Source organism: Rhodococcus sp. NPDC059968 (assembly GCF_042738615.1).
Classification (GTDB): Bacteria; Actinomycetota; Actinomycetes; order Mycobacteriales; family Mycobacteriaceae; genus Rhodococcus_F.
The window spans coordinates 1-14,261 of sequence record NZ_JBHWUE010000163.1 but is presented as its reverse complement, the minus strand read 5'-3'; the positions used below and the strand labels follow the sequence as shown (position 1 = coordinate 14,261).

17 protein-coding genes and 1 pseudogene are annotated in these 14,261 nt (G+C 68.4%); 11 read left to right on the top strand and 7 right to left on the bottom strand.

The window, feature by feature from the left end:
* A partial coding sequence (locus tag ACFWAY_RS50645; RefSeq protein WP_378516082.1) for a carboxyl transferase domain-containing protein occupies nt 1-299 on the bottom strand: 299 nt, incomplete at its 3' end.
* A gap of 116 nt (nt 300-415) precedes the next feature.
* Here ACFWAY_RS50645 and ACFWAY_RS50640 point away from each other — a divergent pair.
* Genes ACFWAY_RS50640 through ACFWAY_RS50620 form a run of 5 tightly spaced genes read left to right on the top strand, consistent with a single transcriptional unit; the run spans nt 416 to nt 4,474 of the window.
* Nucleotides 416-1,264 (top strand): biotin--[acetyl-CoA-carboxylase] ligase, encoded by an 849-nt coding sequence (locus ACFWAY_RS50640; protein WP_378516081.1) that lies wholly within the window; start codon nt 416-418, stop codon nt 1,262-1,264.
* Nucleotides 1,265-1,280: 16 nt separating this feature from the next.
* A complete protein-coding gene (locus ACFWAY_RS50635) occupies nt 1,281-1,838 on the top strand; it encodes an HdeD family acid-resistance protein (RefSeq protein ID WP_378458752.1) in 558 nt (185 codons plus the stop codon).
* A 15-nt stretch (nt 1,839-1,853) separates the two neighbouring features.
* Entirely contained in the window at nt 1,854-2,411 is a 558-nt protein-coding gene (locus ACFWAY_RS50630) for a PH domain-containing protein (RefSeq protein WP_378458753.1), read from the top strand.
* A gap of 39 nt (nt 2,412-2,450) precedes the next feature.
* Nucleotides 2,451-3,131, top strand: a complete 681-nt coding sequence (locus ACFWAY_RS50625; protein WP_025432276.1) for a response regulator transcription factor — start codon at nt 2,451-2,453, stop codon at nt 3,129-3,131.
* Between the two features lie 8 nt (nt 3,132-3,139).
* On the top strand, nt 3,140-4,474 hold the full coding sequence (locus tag ACFWAY_RS50620) for an ATP-binding protein (protein WP_378516080.1): 1,335 nt from the start codon (nt 3,140-3,142) through the stop codon (nt 4,472-4,474).
* Nucleotides 4,475-4,477: 3 nt separating this feature from the next.
* Here the strand turns inward: ACFWAY_RS50620 and ACFWAY_RS50615 are convergent, their stop codons facing one another.
* Nucleotides 4,478-5,023 (bottom strand): GtrA family protein, encoded by a 546-nt coding sequence (locus ACFWAY_RS50615; protein WP_378458755.1) that lies wholly within the window; start codon nt 5,021-5,023, stop codon nt 4,478-4,480.
* Between the two features lie 129 nt (nt 5,024-5,152).
* Here ACFWAY_RS50615 and ACFWAY_RS50610 point away from each other — a divergent pair, with 129 nt between their 5' ends.
* Both ACFWAY_RS50610 and purE read left to right on the top strand, forming a co-directional pair.
* Nucleotides 5,153-6,412 carry a 5-(carboxyamino)imidazole ribonucleotide synthase gene (locus ACFWAY_RS50610; RefSeq protein WP_378516079.1) on the top strand — a complete coding sequence of 420 codons (1,260 nt, stop codon included), beginning with the start codon at nt 5,153-5,155 and terminating at the stop codon, nt 6,410-6,412.
* Nucleotides 6,396-6,923, top strand: a complete 528-nt coding sequence (gene purE, locus ACFWAY_RS50605; RefSeq protein WP_005563291.1) for a 5-(carboxyamino)imidazole ribonucleotide mutase — start codon at nt 6,396-6,398, stop codon at nt 6,921-6,923. The genes ACFWAY_RS50610 and purE overlap by 17 nt, the downstream gene beginning before the upstream one ends.
* Before the next feature lie 73 nt (nt 6,924-6,996).
* On the opposite strand, the gene ACFWAY_RS50600 is transcribed toward purE, so the two are convergent.
* Nucleotides 6,997-7,779, bottom strand: coding sequence for a DUF559 domain-containing protein (locus ACFWAY_RS50600; RefSeq protein ID WP_378516078.1), 783 nt, complete (start codon nt 7,777-7,779; stop codon nt 6,997-6,999).
* 215 nt (nt 7,780-7,994) lie between these two features.
* On the opposite strand from ACFWAY_RS50600, the gene ACFWAY_RS50595 reads away from it, so the two are divergent.
* Nucleotides 7,995-8,351, top strand: coding sequence for a hypothetical protein (locus tag ACFWAY_RS50595; protein WP_378516084.1), 357 nt, complete (start codon nt 7,995-7,997; stop codon nt 8,349-8,351).
* Here ACFWAY_RS50595 and ACFWAY_RS50590 read toward each other — a convergent pair.
* Both ACFWAY_RS50590 and ACFWAY_RS50585 read right to left on the bottom strand, forming a co-directional pair.
* Complete coding sequence (locus ACFWAY_RS50590; RefSeq protein WP_378516077.1) at nt 8,336-9,055, bottom strand: TIGR03089 family protein; 720 nt, start codon at nt 9,053-9,055, stop codon at nt 8,336-8,338. The two genes, ACFWAY_RS50595 and ACFWAY_RS50590, sit on opposite strands and share 16 nt — an antisense overlap.
* 23 nt (nt 9,056-9,078) lie before the next feature.
* Nucleotides 9,079-10,542: an LCP family protein gene (locus ACFWAY_RS50585; RefSeq protein ID WP_378516083.1), complete on the bottom strand. Its 1,464-nt coding sequence runs from the start codon at nt 10,540-10,542 to the stop codon at nt 9,079-9,081.
* A gap of 134 nt (nt 10,543-10,676) precedes the next feature.
* Between ACFWAY_RS50585 and rfbD the strand changes: the two genes are divergently transcribed.
* From rfbD to ACFWAY_RS50570, 3 genes are read left to right on the top strand one after another with little or no spacing between them, the layout of a single operon-like run.
* Nucleotides 10,677-11,525: a dTDP-4-dehydrorhamnose reductase gene (gene rfbD, locus ACFWAY_RS50580; protein ID WP_378516076.1), complete on the top strand. Its 849-nt coding sequence runs from the start codon at nt 10,677-10,679 to the stop codon at nt 11,523-11,525.
* Between the two features lie 34 nt (nt 11,526-11,559).
* Nucleotides 11,560-12,459: a glycosyltransferase family 2 protein gene (locus tag ACFWAY_RS50575; protein WP_378516075.1), complete on the top strand. Its 900-nt coding sequence runs from the start codon at nt 11,560-11,562 to the stop codon at nt 12,457-12,459.
* Nucleotides 12,449-13,528, top strand: coding sequence for a sugar phosphate nucleotidyltransferase (locus ACFWAY_RS50570; protein WP_378516074.1), 1,080 nt, complete (start codon nt 12,449-12,451; stop codon nt 13,526-13,528). The genes ACFWAY_RS50575 and ACFWAY_RS50570 overlap by 11 nt, the downstream gene beginning before the upstream one ends.
* 14 nt (nt 13,529-13,542) lie before the next feature.
* Here ACFWAY_RS50570 and ACFWAY_RS50565 read toward each other — a convergent pair whose 3' ends face one another.
* Entirely contained in the window at nt 13,543-14,091 is a 549-nt protein-coding gene (locus tag ACFWAY_RS50565; RefSeq protein ID WP_037245087.1) for an NUDIX hydrolase, read from the bottom strand.
* A gap of 10 nt (nt 14,092-14,101) precedes the next feature.
* Nucleotides 14,102-14,261: pseudogene (locus ACFWAY_RS50560) on the bottom strand (coenzyme F420-0:L-glutamate ligase); the annotation flags it as partial.

Sequence of the window (14,261 nt, the reverse complement as noted above, 5' to 3'; positions counted from 1 at the left end):
GTGCCGTAGCCGGTGACGACGCCGTCGCCGACGGGGCGGTTGTCGGCGAGGCCGAAGTTCACCGAGCGGTGCCGGGCGAGGGCGTCGAGTTCGACAAAGCTGCCGTCGTCCAATAGGGCGGTGATGCGTTCGCGGGCGGTGAGCTTGCCCTTGGCGTGGACCTTCTCGATCGCGGCTTCACCGCTCGGGTGCTGCGCCTCGGCCTGACGATTACGCAGGTCGGCGAGCTTTCCCGCCGTCGTGTGAATATCGGGCGTACTCGCCGACTCCGCCGCGCTCGGCTCCTGAACAGTGGTCATGACAGGTCAGCTTAACGAGAGCCGGCGAGCTTCTGCCAAGGGAGGTGGTCAGGCGGCGGGTTGCCCGGACCCGGCTACTGACCAGTACCTTTTCCTGCTCGTCCTAGGCTGTGGTGATGTGGACCGACCTGAACCGACCTCCTCTCAATGCCGACAATCTGCGCGCGGCGCTCGTCCGCGGTGACGACGACAGCGACACCCGCCGATTCTGGGCGCGGCTCGACGTGGTGCAGGAGACCGGGTCCACCAACGCCGATCTTCTCGCGCGGGCCGCGGCGTCGAACTGCGACCGGCACGTGCTGCTCGCGGAATTCCAGGGCAGCGGCCGCGGCCGCCACTCACGCGCCTGGGTGAGTCCGCCGCAGGCACAGATCGCGGTCTCCGCGCTCTTGACGATGCCGGGAATGAGCGTGGGCGACATGGGGTGGCTGCCGCTGCTGACCGGAGTCGCCGTCGTCGACGCGCTGCGTGCCGTCGCGAAGGTGCCCGCGGAGCTGAAGTGGCCCAACGATGTGCTGATCGACGGTCGAAAGGTCGCCGGGATCCTCGCCGAGGTGTCCGCCACCACACCGGATCCCGCGGTGGTCGTCGGGATTGGACTCAACGTCAGCCTTACGAGGGACGAACTTCCTGTGACACACGCGACGTCGCTCGTGCTCGAGGACGCCGAGGTCAGTGACCGCGACACTCTCGCGCGGGCGGTGCTCCGCGCGATCGCCGATCGCTGGCAGCAATGGCACGACTCCAACTGGGACGTCACCGAACTCGCCGCGGCCTACCGTGCCCGCTGCGGCACGCTCGGCCAGCGGGTGCGCGCCGAACTGCCCGGCGGGCGTGAACTGATCGGAATCGCAGCGGACGTCGATGCGGAGGGGCGGGTCGTGATCGCTCCCGACGGCCAATCCGGCACGATCGCCGTCTCCGCAGGTGACATCACACATTTACGCCCGGTGCGCACCGAGTAGTGCGACACTGTGGTACATGAGTACCTCAATTCCGGAGTCCTCCGTCACCGCAGCCCGGCGCACGTTGACCGGCCTCACGGTGGTGCTCGGTCTGCTCACACTGGGTCTCGGCATCGCGGTGCTCGTATGGCCGCACGTGACGCTCACGGTGCTGGCCGTCCTGATCGCCATCCAGTTCTTCGGCTTCGGGATCGTCCAGATCATCCGGGCGTTCGCCGACGTCGAGGCCGGGGGAGCCGCACGGACCCTGGTGGGCGTATCCGGCGCCCTGGCAATACTTCTGGCGTTCCTCGTGCTGAGGAGTCCCCTCCAGACCGTCGTGATCATCGCGCTCGTCGTCGGTGCGTGGTGGGTGTTCCGGGGTGTCCTCGAAATCGTGGAAGGCGCCTCGGGTTCGGTCGCGGATCGCGGGCTGACCATCGTGCTCGGCGTGATCAGCGTCGTCGCCGGGGGCTTCGTGCTCCTGCAGCCCCAGCTGTCGCTCGAGGTGTTCGTGATCGTGGTCGGAGTGTGGATGGTGCTGTACGGCATCATCATCGTCATCACCCCGATAGTGCTCAGCCGCATGCGGTAGAGGCACACTCTTCGCATGGGATATCCGGAGGACGCCCTCGCCGAGGACGAGGAACTGCTGCTTCACCGTCATCCACACTGGAAGATGCTGCTGCTCCCCGCCGTCACCTTTCTACTGGCGACGGCAGTGGCGGGTTTCGCGGCGGGATTCGCCGAGAACAAACTGGACGGCTCCGCGCTGAACATCGTGCTCGTCGTCGTCCTCGTGGTGTGGCTGGGTCTCGTCGTATGGCGCTGTGTCGCGCCGTTTCTCAGCTGGAAGTTCACCCACTTCATCGTCACCGACCGTCGTGTCCTCATCCGCCAGGGTGTGATGACACACACAGGGATCGACATCCCGATGGGGCGCATCAGCAACGTCCAGTTCCGGCACGGCCTCCTCGACCGGATGCTCCGCACCGGAACGCTGGTCATCGTGTCGTCCTCCGACGATCCGCTGGAATTCGACGACATCCCCGACGTCCAGCGCGTCCACTCGCTGCTCTATCACCAGGTGTTCGACGCGATGGACCTCCACCGCGAACGGGAGCGAGACGACCCGCGCGGCGACGCCGACACCGGCAAAGGCTGGTAACCGGTCACAGCCGTCTCCGCACCTCCGTACGCTGTGGAGGTGACTGCTGTATTGCTTGCCGAAGATGACGAAGCCATTGCCGCCCCGCTGTCGCGGGCACTGGGCCGGGAGGGATACGACGTCACCATCGAGCAGACCGGCCCGGCAGCGCTGGAGCAGGCTCTCGACGGAGCGTACGACCTATTGATCCTGGATCTCGGCCTCCCGGGGATGGACGGACTCGAAGTGTGCAGGCAAGTGCGCGCCCACAGTTCGGAACTGGCGGTTCTCATGCTCACCGCGCGCACCGACGAGGTCGACTTCGTCGTCGGACTCGACGCGGGCGCCGACGACTACGTGGGCAAGCCGTTCCGGTTGGCGGAGCTGATGGCCCGGGTGCGCGCCCTGCTGCGCCGTCGCGGCGGCGGCGAGGATTCCGTCGTCGAGGTCGGGGGCATCCGGCTCGAACCGGCGGCCCGGAGAGTGCTCGTGAACGGAACCGAGATCGCCCTCGCCAACAAGGAGTACGAGCTTCTCCGGGTGCTGCTCGAACACGCGGGGCAGGTGGTGTCCCGCGACACCATCCTCGCGGAGGTATGGGGCGACGTGGAACTGCGCGGCTCGAAGACACTCGACATGCACATGTCGTGGCTTCGCCGGAAGATCGGTGACGAGGGGCCCGCCGCCGAGCGTCGCATCGCGACGGTCCGCGGCGTCGGCTTCCGCATCAACACCGACTAGGCGGGGTAGTGCGCCGCAGAATTCTCCAGTCGATCCTCGCAGTCGTGATCCTGACGGCGCTGCTGCTCGGTGTGCCGCTCATCTACACGGCGTGGTTGTGGGTCGAGGATTTCAACCGGAGCGATCTCCAGGTCCGGCTCGATCGGATGGCGACGGAGATCATCACCCAAGAGGGAATCAACGGCGTCGTCGAGGGAGATCTCGACACGAACTCTCTGCGTCTGCTGACGCCCGCCGGGGGTCGCCTGGTGGTGGTCTATCCGACCACCGACGATGGCGCCGCGCGAGTGGACATCGGCGAATCGTCCGTGCAGTCGCCGCTCGTGGAATCTCTCGCGATGGGCACGTCCGGTTCGCTCCGTCTCGAGGTGCCGTCCGACGAGATGCGCACCCAGCAACGGCAGGCGGTCGGTGCCGTCGCGTTGCTGGTGCTCGTGTCCATCGCGGCAGGCACCGTGGTCGCCTACGTCACGGCGAAGCGGCTCGCCGATCCACTGCGGGACGTCGCCAACCGGGCGGCCCGGCTCGCGGAGGGCGACTTCCGGCCGGACGTGCGACGTCACGGCATCCCCGAACTCGACCGTGTCTCCGACGTCCTGGATTCCGCGACCGTCGAGATCGCGGGACGGCTGCAGCGCGAACACGCACTCGTCGCGGACGTCTCCCACCAGCTCCGCAGCCGCCTCACGGCCGTCCGACTCCGGCTCGACGAACTGTCCGTGCACTCGGATCCCGCGGTCGTGGTCGAGGCCGACGAGGCGATGGCGCAGGTGGACCGATTGACGGTCGCGATCGACGAACTGGTCCGCTCGTCGCGCAGCAGCGGCACCGAGACCCAGGTGTCGGTGATCCGGGAGCTCAGTGTGGTCATCGCGGACTGGAAGCGGCCATTCGAGGACGCCGACCGCGAGTTGACGCTGCGCGGAGACACGAACGTGATGGCCTCGACCACCGGTTCCCGGCTCCGCGAGGCCGTCGCGGTGCTCGTCGACAACGCGCTCATGCACGGGGCGGGGACGTGCACCGTCGCTGTGCGCCTGATCCAGGGTCAGAATCTCAGGACGCCCGGCGAGGAGACGTCGCCCCGCGAGACCATGGTGTGCGTCGAGGTGTCGGACGAGGGAGTGGGGGTCAGCAATGATCTCGCGCCGCACATCTTCGACCGAGGTTTCTCGGGGGCCGGTTCGACCGGTGTGGGTCTGGCGCTGGCCCGTGCACTCATCGAGGCGGACGGCGGCCGGCTGGAACTGCAGCGACGACGTCCGGCCCTGTTCGCGATCTTCGTGCCCATCGCGCGCGAACACGTGCCGACGCGGGTTACCGGGATCCGGGAACCGCGCTGACGATCAGGAGTGGCCGAACTCTTCCTCGACGGCCTCGTCGACGAGGTCCGGATCGATGATGTGCACGTTCTCGTCGGGGAACGCGAACCGGCGGAGGGCCCAGAAGCGGAACACCATCTGCAGCAGGTTTCCGATGATGTAGTTGAGCACGAAGTCGACGATCACCAGCGTGGTCAGGTTCTCCTGGCTGGCGCGGATGTCGAACACATTGTTGGCGATCCACAGGGGCGCGGCGGCGAGGAGCACGCCGATCCCGCTGATCGTGAAGAACAGCAGGGCCTCGTGGTGACGTTCACGTCCGCCGCGGTTCTTGAACGACCATTCGCGGTTGAGAATGTAACTCAGGACCGTCGCGAGAATTCCGGACAGAACCTTTGCGACTACAGGCTTCTCTTCGAGGATCGTCAGGCTCAGCGAATAGAAGATCGCGAGGTCGAAGATCATGGTGGTGCCGCCCACAATCGCGAACTTGATCAGTTCGTGATGCTGCAACGCGAGAGCCCGAAAAGGCTGGGGAACGCGTGCTAGGACGCCGTCGACAAATGACACAACGGATGAGTTTACGAAAGTCCGACCGGATACCACCAATTGGCGGCGAGATCATCAGGAGAATCACAGAAACTGCGGACCGGCACCTGGCGGCGGAACCCCGCGCCGGACGTGACAAACTAGTGACCCGTGACCGGCAACTCTGACTCCACACCGCGTCCCACGACACCCCGCGATCTGACCGCCGGGCAACCTGTCGTGACGATGATCGGTGGCGGCCAACTCGCGCGGATGACCCACCAGGCCGCGATTGCGCTCGGCCAGACACTGCGGGTGCTCTCCGGCACCGCCGACGAACCCGCGGCGCAGGTGAGCCCCGACGTCGTCCTCGGCAGCCACACCGACCTCGACGCGCTCCGCAGGGCCGCGGTCGGGTCGCACGCCCTGACCTTCGACCACGAGCACGTGCCCACCGAGCACCTCGACGTCCTGGTCGCCGAGGGCGTCAACGTGCAGCCGCCGCCGACGGCGCTCATCTACGCGCAGGACAAGCTGGCGATGCGCCGCAAGCTCGCCGAACTCGGCGCACCGATCCCGGCGTACGCCGAGGTGACCTGGGCCGAGGACGTCGTCAAGTTCGGCGCCGAACACGGATGGCCGGTCGTGATCAAGGCCGTCCGCGGCGGATACGACGGTCGCGGCGTGTGGATCACCGACGATTCCGACGAAGCCGAGCGCATCGTCACCCGGCAACTCGACAAGGGTGTCTCCCTCATCGTCGAGGAGAAGGTCGAGATGCGGCGTGAGCTGTCCGCGATGGTGGCGCGGTCACCGTTCGGCCAGGGTGCCACGTGGCCCGTCGTGGAGACGGTGCAACGCCACGGACAGTGCGCCGTGGTCCTCGCCCCCGCCCCCGCACTGCCGGATTCGGTCGCCGAGGCCGCCGAGGAACTGGCGCTCCGCATCGCGTCCGAGCTCGGTGTGGTCGGCGCGATGGCCGTCGAACTGTTCGAGACCACCGACGGCCGGCTCGTCGTCAACGAACTCGCGATGCGCCCCCACAACTCCGGCCACTGGACCATGGACGGTGCCCGCACCTCACAGTTCGAGCAGCACCTGCGCGCCGTCCTCGACTACCCGCTCGGCGACACCGCACCGCTCGCGCCGATCACGGTGATGGCGAACGTGCTCGGCGCGCCGACGGCCCCCCAGATGAGCATGGACGAACGCGTCCACCACCTCTTCGCCCGGATGCCCGACGCGAAGATTCACCTGTACGGCAAGGGTGAACGTGAGGACCGGAAGATCGGCCACGTGAACATCGTCGGCGGACCCGGCTCGATCGACGACCCGGAATACGTGGCACGGGTCCGCGAGCGCGCCGAGCGCGCCGCGCACTGGCTCTCGCACGCTGAATGGACCGACGGATGGGATGTACACGGTGAGTGACACGGCAGCACGGCAGGGCGCACAGGTCGGGCTCATCATGGGCAGCGACTCCGACTGGCCCACCATGGAGGCCGCCGCCGAGGCGCTCGCCGAGTTCGGGGTGCGTTTCGAGGTCGGTGTCGTGTCCGCACACCGCACACCGCAGCGCATGCTCGACTACGCGAAGGACGCGGCCGGCCGCGGCATCCAGGTGATCATCGCAGGCGCCGGGGGCGCCGCACACCTGCCGGGCATGGTCGCGTCGGCCACCCCACTGCCCGTCATCGGTGTGCCCGTCCCGCTGAAGTACCTCGACGGCATGGACTCGCTGCTCTCGATCGTGCAGATGCCCGCAGGCGTCCCCGTCGCGACCGTGTCCATCGGCGGCGCCCGCAACGCGGGCCTGCTCGCCGTCCGCATCCTCGGCGCCTCCGACCCCGCCCTGCAGCAGCAGATGGTCGCGTTCCAGGACGGGCTCGAGAAGATGGTCCTGGACAAGGACAAGGCACTCCGCGACAAGCTGCTGGGCTGACTGAGTCGAACTGAGCCGCCACTCTTCGCCGCTCCGGGGCTGAATCAGCCCTCGGGGAGCAAGGAGTGGCGGCTCAGTTCACCTCCGGCGTCGACCGCGACGCCGTCGACGTACCGCATCGATGATCTCGCCGGCGATCACATCGGGATGCGCCAACACGTCGTAGGCAGCGAAGCGGAGCACCATCCACCCCCTCACGGACGAGCCAGTTCTGACGCCGTCGGTCGTTCCGGAACACTTCGGGCTCGCTATGGAACTCGCGGCCGTCGACCTCGACGACGATCCGCGCCTGCTCGTCGGCGAAATCACCCACGTACGGACCGATCGGGTGGTTGGCCTCGAGCGGGAGACCGCGAAGGCTGAGCTCGCGACCGAGCACCCGCTCGGGTTCCGATGCAGCTCGGAGGGCAGCGTGGCGTAACAGCCGTCGTGCCGCGGGCGCACCGTGCCGACCGTGGTGAGCGGCGCAGAGGTCACGGAATTCGTGCGGATCGACGCTCCGGCCGAGTTCGCTGTCGACGAGGGACGCCACGTCTCCTTCGGGCATGACGACTGCACAATCGAAGAGCGCTTGGGCGGGCGACACCGCCGGAAGAAGGGACACCATCGACACCGAGTGCGGTGCGAGGTCGCGGCGGTACAGCCGAAGCCAGTCCGGCGGCGTGACGCGCAGCCCCCGGGGAATCGTCGCCTCGACGACCGCCGGCTCGGGCAACCAGCCGTAGAGCCAGGCCGCGGTGCGGTGGCTCAGGACCGCAGCCGGCCGCCACGCCGACACGGCGGCACACCGGACGTACGTGTCGGGTTCGACGAGGGAGTACACCGTGGGCAGCGGTGGTAGTCGCCACTTCGGCATCGGGCGGCGATGGTGCTGCGGGGGATTCCGGCGTCGGTCAGTTCTTTCAGGGTACGAATGCGTGCGGTCATGAACGACAGCATCGTGGCGAGCGCCTCATCCCTGCCGCACGCGACCTGGCACTTCAGGTTGGTCTGTGGATGGGCGTGAAGTTGTGGATGAACGTCGCCCCGAGCGCTTATCCTGCGCCTGTGAAACGCAGCCGCGGTGTGCCGATGATCCGAACGTCGCGGGGGAATCCCCAGTCCGCGGCGATCACACGGCTCGCGTTGGCGTATGCCCGGCTGTGGGGCGCCCGCATCACCTTCGACGCCGAGTTCGGCATCTTCGTGTGCAGCGGGATGCGGGGTGGGTACGCGCGCGGCGGGACGACGATCGGCGGCGTGTTCCTCACCGGCCGGGAACCGGCGAGATCGCTCGTGCGACACGAAGCGGTCCACGCCGACCAATGGGCTAGGTACGGCTGGACCTTCGCGCTGCGGTACCTGTTCGAGGAGTTGCGGCACCGCGGTGCCCGGAACAGGTTCGAGATCGCCGCGGGCCTCGCGGACGGCGGCTACCGGGACAGCTGACGGGTGATCTTCTCGGTGTCCACGCGCCTCGACCGGGCTGCGGCATCGGCGTTGGTGACCTGCACGAGTGACGCGCCGGTCGCGAAGACGGCCACCAGACCGGCGATCAGGGCGTCGGGGGAGTCCCATGCCTCTTCGGACAACACCCGGTCGGTGGCGGTGATCCCCTCCGATTCGGCGGAGGCGAGCGCTGCGGCGAGAACGTCGTCGACGCTCTTGCCCGCCAGTGCGGGTCCGGCGACCGTCGGCCGGAACTGGTCGCCGTGGACGCGTACGGACGTGGCGTAGTCGGTGATGCCGACGGGAAGGTCGGGAACGGGCCTGCCGAACGCGTCCAGCGACAGCGCCGCGACCTCGGGTACGTCCTCGACGTCGGCGAGGTGCTGGGCCGAGACGAGTGCGACGGCGGCTTCCCCATCGGCTTCGAGGACGACTTCGGCGCCGGCCCACCATGCGCCGAGCAGAACCGCGGCGGTCTGCCAGTGCGCGGGAAGGAGTACCACGACGCGGGTGCCGGGCTCGACGGCGAACTCGTCACGCAGCAGGTTGGCGGTCTTGGCGGCCCAGTTGGCGAGGGTGAGGGCCGAAAGTTCGACTCGTTCGCCGGTCGCGTCGTCGTAGAACGTGACGCGCGGGCCGGCCGGGTCGTTCTTCAGGATGGGGTCGAGCAGGGCGTCGGTCAGCGTGCGGGACGCATGGTTCATGGACACGATCCGTCTCTCGTTTTCTAGTTCACACAACGCGGGCCCGACGAGCCGGCATCGATGGGCGGGCCGGGCGGTGCCGGGGTGGGGGTCGTTCCGGCGGTGGACACGGGCTCGAGGCCGGTCTCCGAGGACTCGGACGACGTGGTGGTGCCGGTGGTCTCGGCGGACGTCGGCCCCTGGTAGTCACTCGCCAGCACCACCCGCACCGAGCCTTCGGGCAGTGTCGCGTCGGTGTCGGTGGGGAGCCCGCCGAGTGCGGCCGCAACAGACTTCGCGCTGTCGTCGTCCGCGGAGTGCGCGAAGACGGTGGTCTCGCTCACCGATCGGCCGGTGTAGTTGCCGACCTCACCTTGGCCGTAGCCGAGCGAGTTCAGGGCGTCGGCGACGCCGTTCGCGAGGCCCCCGACGTCGCTGGCATTCGCGACGTCGACAGTGACGGTCGAGGTGTCGATCTTGGGTGTCTCGGACGTGGTGGGTTCCTCCGAGTCGGTGGGCGCCTCGCCGACCAGACCGGCCACGTACTTCTTCACGTCCTTCGGCTTGACCTCGACGATGGACTCGCCGTAGTCCGTCATGCCGTTGAGATCCGTCACCGGAATGGTCTCGAACTGCACCTTGCCGCCGGCGAGGTCCTGCAGTTGGGTGGCGAATTCGATGATGTCCCAGTCGTCGTCGAGCACCACCGAGCGTTGCACGGCGCCGCTGAGTTCGTTCAGCTTGCCCGGGTCGCTGAGGGTCTTCGCGGACAGCACCTTGCCGACGAGCGAGGCCATGAACACTTGCTGACGCACGATGCGGTCGAGGTCACCGCGCGGGAGGTCGTGGCGCTGGCGGACGAAGCTCAGTGCGTCCGCACCCTTCAACGTTTGCTCCCCGGCGGGGAAGTGCGCGCCGGACATGTCCTCGTCCACCGGTTCGTTGAGGCAGACGTCGACGCCGCCGACCGCGTTGGTGAGGAGGACGAACCCGAGCAGCCCGACCTCGGCGTAGTGGTCGACGGTAATTCCCGTGAGATCGGCCACCGATTCGATGAGCGCCTCGCGGCCTGCCTTCGTGGACTCCGCCTCGGCTTCCTTGTCGGTGGCGCCGTCCTCGACGAGTTTGAGCCGCTCGGTCTCCTTGGTGGCGCCGTACGCGGCGTTGATCTTCGACATACCGATGCCCGGCACGTCGACGTAGGAGTCGCGGGGGATCGAGATGGCGGTGGCGGAGCTCCCGTCGTTGGGAACGCGGATGAGGACGATGGTGTCGGTGTTGGACGCCACTTCCTCGCCGGCCCGCAGCGAGTCGAGTTCTTCCTGGGAGAGGGGGTTGCCGTGGGCGTCGGTGCGGCTGTCGGTGCCGACCATGAGGATGTCGACGGCGCCGTCGGCGCTTCCGCCGAGTCCCAGACCGCCCGCGGTTGCCAGATTGTTGCGCAGCGAGTCGATACTCCGCCAGGCGAATCCCGTCACGACGAGGGCGAGCACCGACAGCACCGCCACAGCGATGTGAATCGGCCGCCGAGCCGTGCTCGGGGGTGCGTCTGGTGCGGGTTGCTCGTGTGACACGGAAACCAGGCTACTGGTCGACGCGCCGGGAGCAGGGAGGCATCGATCGGCGTGCCAGACTGACCCCCGTGACGAACATCCTTGTGACCGGCGCCCGGGGGCAGCTGGGTGGGCATCTCCTCCGACGAGCCGAGGCGACCGGAATTCCGGCCCGGGGTGTGGGGTCGGACGAGCTCGACATCACCGATCCGGACGCGGTGAATGCGCAGGTCGAGGGCGGAGCGGTGGTGATCAACTGCGCCGCGTACACGGCGGTCGACGCTGCGGAGTCGGACGAGGACACCGCTCGGGCAGTGAACGAGGCGGGGCCGGCGAACCTGGCGGCGGCGTGCGCCCGCGCGGGTGCCCGGCTGATCCACGTCTCCACCGACTACGTCTTTGCCGGGCAGGGCGACACGCCGTACGAGGTGGACGCCCCGACCGGTCCGGCGACCGCCTACGGACGCACCAAACTCGCCGGCGAACGCGCCGTTCACGCGGCGCTTCCGTCCGCCCACGTCGTGCGCACCGCATGGGTCTACACGGGGGTGGGCTCCGACTTCGTCTCCACCATGCTCCGGCTCGAGCGTGAACGTGACACGGTCGACGTCGTGGACGATCAGGTGGGTTCGCCCACATTCGCCGGTGATCTGGCCGACGCGCTGCTCGAACTCGCCGGTCGCAGCGACGTCGACGCGCCGGTGCTCCACGCCACCAACTCGGGCCGGGCGAGTTGGTTCGACCTCGCGCGCGCCGTGTTCGAAGAAGCAGGCGCGGACCCGCAGCGTGTGCGGCCGTGCACGAGCGCGCAGTTCGTGCGACCCGCCCCGCGACCGGCCTTCTCGGTCCTGTCCGGGCGCGCGTGGGCCGACGCCGGGCTGACCCCGTTGCGGCCGTGGCGAGACGCGTTGCATGCGGCTGTGCGTACAGCGGTGTGAGGCGGACCCTCTTTCAACGGCTACGCTTGCCCGCGTGAGTTCGAAGCTGGCCGTGGTGACGGTGACCTTTTCGCCAGGTGAGCATCTGGAGCAATTCCTGGGCACTCTCGCCGAGGCGACGAAAGAAGATCCGCAGGTCGTGATGGCCGACAACGGATCGACGGACGGCGCCCCCGAGGCAGCGGACGCGGCGCACGACCACGTGCGCCTGCTGCGCACCGGCGGGAACATCGGCTACGGCGGTGCCATCAACAGGGCTGTGGCCGAGATCGACGAGAAGATCGAGTTCGTCGTCATCGCCAATCCGGATGTTCGCTGGGCGCCCGGATCGATCGACGTACTTCTTGCGGCCGCCGAGCGCTGGCCGCGTGCGGGGGCGCTCGGACCTCTCGTTCTGGAACCCGACGGGAGCATCTACCCGTCGGCGCGCCAGGTGCCCGACCTCGTGTCGGGGGCCGGGCACGCGATTCTGGGCACGGTATGGCCCTCCAACCCGTGGACTGCCGGCTACCGCCAGGAGAACGAGACCGTCAGTGAGCGCTCGGTCGGCTGGTTGTCCGGTTCGTGCCTGCTGATGCGGCGCGCGGCCTTCGACTCGATCAACGGCTTCGATTCCCGCTACTTCATGTACATGGAGGACGTCGACCTCGGCGACCGCCTGGGCAAGGCAGGGTGGCTCAACGTGTATGTGCCGTCCGCCGAGGTCACCCACGCGAAGGGGCACGCGGCGGGCAAACATCCGGAACTGATGCTGCCCGCTCACCATCAGAGCGCGTACCGGTTCCAGGCCGATCGTCATCCCCACTGGTGGCAGGCGCCGCTGAGATGGGCACTTCGGGGAGGATTGGCAGTGCGGTCGAAGATCGCCGTGGCTTCCGCAGTCCGGGAACGACGCACGAACCAGAACGAGGGGGGAACGACTCATGGCAATTGAGAAGACGACCGATGCAGTGGTGCTGGTCGGCGGTCAGGGAACGAGGCTTCGCCCGCTGACCCTGTCGGCGCCCAAGCCCATGCTGCCGACGGCGGGTCTGCCGTTCCTCCAGCATCTGCTGGCGCGGATCGGGGCGGCCGGGATCACGCACGTGGTTCTCGGCACGTCCTTCAAGGCGGAGGTCTTCGAGGAGTACTTCGGCGACGGCTCCAAGCTCGGTCTCGAAATCGACTACGTCACCGAGACCGAACCGCTCGGCACCGGCGGCGGCATCCGCAACGTTCTGCCGAAGCTGCGCGGTGACCACGCCATGGTCTTCAACGGCGACGTCCTCGGCGGCACGGACCTGGGTGCGATCCTCGACACCCACCGGAACCGGGACGCCGACGTCACCCTTCACCTCGTGCGGGTGGGGGATCCGCGGGCGTTCGGCTGCGTGCCCACCGACGCCGACGGCCGGGTCACCGCCTTCCTCGAGAAGACGCAGGACCCGCCGACCGACCAGATCAACGCAGGCTGCTACGTCTTCAAGCGCGAGATCATCGAACGGATCCCCGAGGGACGCCCGGTGTCGGTGGAGCGCGAGGTGTTCCCGTCGCTGCTGGCCGAGGACGCCCGCGTCTACGGACACGTCGACTCCTCGTACTGGCGCGACATGGGCACCCCCGAGGACTTCGTGCGCGGTTCCGCGGACCTGGTGCGCGGCATCGCTCCGTCGCCTGCGCTCGACGGGCCCCGCGGCGAATCGCTCGTCCACCCGGGTGCGGGTGTCGCCCCGGGCGCGCTGCTGATCGGCGGAACCGTCGTCGGCCGCGGCGCCGAGGTGGGCGCGGGCGCACGACTCGACGGCGCGGTGCTGTTCGACGGCGCCGTGGTCGAGGCCGGAGCGACCGTCGAACGGTCCATCATCGGTTTCGGCGCGCGCATCGGGCCGCGAGCGCTGGTGCGTGACGCGGTGATCGGTGACGGAGCCGACATCGGCGCCCGGTGCGAACTCCTGCGCGGGGCCCGGGTGTGGCCGGGCGTGACGTTGCCCGACGGCGGGATCCGGTTCAGCACGGACGTGTGAGAGGTGAAGCGCCCCTAGCGCAGTCCGGCCAGGTGCACGAGCTGGTCGATCGTGGACTTCTCCGCGTTCGGCGGCAGTGCGTCCACCGGCCACCAGCGGAGATCCGTCGATTCGGAGCTGCGCACGATGTGGGCGCCCGGACGCGCGCGGACGAGGAACCGGAGGTCCAGGTGCCGGGTGGGTTGTCCGAGTGAGCACGTGATCGGGTGGGTGTGCGCCGACAGCAGGTCGGGATCGATCCGGAGGTCGGGAATTCCCGATTCCTCGCACGCCTCCCGTAGCGCGGCGTCGACGACGGTCTCGTCGGAGGGCTCGCAGTGCCCGCCCAATTGGATCCACCGGCCGACCCGGGGATGCAGGGTCAGAAGCACGTGACATCCCCCCTCGTCCAGGACGAGGGAGGACGCCGTGATGTGCCCGGGTACGTGCTCACGCAGGCACCCGAGCGGCGCCGACGCGAGGAACGCGAGCATGGTGTGCCGCAACGATTCGTCGTTCTCGTCGAGCGTTTTCCAACCCTCGAGCGCGGCGGTCGCGGTGCGGTGTAGTGATTCGGCGCTCATTGCGCTCAGGTCATCTCTCGATCAGGGCGTCGCCGGGGTCGGCGGCGTGTCGGGGTGTGAGTGGTTCGAGGGGGTGGCCGACGGCGATCGCTCCGAGCGGTTGCCAGTCGGCGGGCAGCTCGAGGGTACTGCGGACGATGTCGGCGGCGAAGATCGTCGAGCCGATCCAG

Excerpts from the sequence above, each read along its gene's own strand:
- ACFWAY_RS50635 (WP_378458752.1), top strand. The coding sequence starts at position 1,281 with ATGAGTACCTCAATTCCGGAGTCCTCCGTCACCGCAGCCCGGCGCACG.
- ACFWAY_RS50640 (WP_378516081.1), top strand. The coding sequence starts at position 416 with ATGTGGACCGACCTGAACCGACCTCCTCTCAATGCCGACAATCTGCGC.
- purE (WP_005563291.1), top strand. The coding sequence starts at position 6,396 with ATGTACACGGTGAGTGACACGGCAGCACGGCAGGGCGCACAGGTCGGG.
- ACFWAY_RS50600 (WP_378516078.1), bottom strand. The coding sequence starts at position 7,779 with ATGCCGAAGTGGCGACTACCACCGCTGCCCACGGTGTACTCCCTCGTC.
- ACFWAY_RS50570 (WP_378516074.1), top strand. The coding sequence starts at position 12,449 with ATGGCAATTGAGAAGACGACCGATGCAGTGGTGCTGGTCGGCGGTCAG.
- ACFWAY_RS50630 (WP_378458753.1), top strand. The coding sequence starts at position 1,854 with ATGGGATATCCGGAGGACGCCCTCGCCGAGGACGAGGAACTGCTGCTT.
- ACFWAY_RS50590 (WP_378516077.1), bottom strand. The coding sequence starts at position 9,055 with ATGAACCATGCGTCCCGCACGCTGACCGACGCCCTGCTCGACCCCATC.
- ACFWAY_RS50595 (WP_378516084.1), top strand. The coding sequence starts at position 7,995 with ATGATCCGAACGTCGCGGGGGAATCCCCAGTCCGCGGCGATCACACGG.
- ACFWAY_RS50565 (WP_037245087.1), bottom strand. The coding sequence starts at position 14,091 with ATGAGCGCCGAATCACTACACCGCACCGCGACCGCCGCGCTCGAGGGT.